Source organism: Phenylobacterium hankyongense (assembly GCF_003254505.1).
GTDB lineage: Bacteria > Pseudomonadota > Alphaproteobacteria > Caulobacterales > Caulobacteraceae > Phenylobacterium > Phenylobacterium hankyongense.
Map to the genome: position 1 here is coordinate 1 of NZ_QFYP01000008.1, position 476 is coordinate 476.

The 476-nt window shown below is 67.9% G+C and carries 1 protein-coding gene; it reads right to left on the reverse strand.

The features are described from left to right. Positions 1–476, reverse strand: a 476-nt coding sequence (locus DJ021_RS18450) for an EF-Tu/IF-2/RF-3 family GTPase (RefSeq protein WP_243626204.1), incomplete at both ends; no start/stop codon positions are given.

Genomic DNA, 476 nt, shown 5'->3' on the forward strand with positions numbered 1-476 from the left:
TGCGGGGTGATCGAGCCCGGCTTGCACAGCACCTGGCCGCGCTCGACGTCCTCACGCTTGGTGCCGCGCAGCAGCACCCCGACGTTGTCGCCGGCCTGGCCCTGGTCGAGCAGCTTGCGGAACATCTCCACGCCCGTGCACACCGTCTTCTGGACCGGACGGATGCCGACGATCTCGACTTCCTCGCCGACCTTGACGATCCCCTTCTCGATCCGCCCGGTCACCACCGTGCCGCGGCCCGAGATCGAGAACACGTCTTCCACCGGCATCAGGAACGGCAGGTCGATCGGACGCTCCGGCTGCGGGATGTAGGTGTCCACCGCCGTCATCAGCGCCATGATCGCGTCCTCGCCGATCGGCGCGTCGCGGTTCTCCACCGCCGCCAGCGCCGAGCCCTTGACGATCGGGATGTCGTCGCCCGGGAACTGGTAGGACGACAAGAGCTCGCGCACTTCCATCTCGACGAGGTCCAGCAG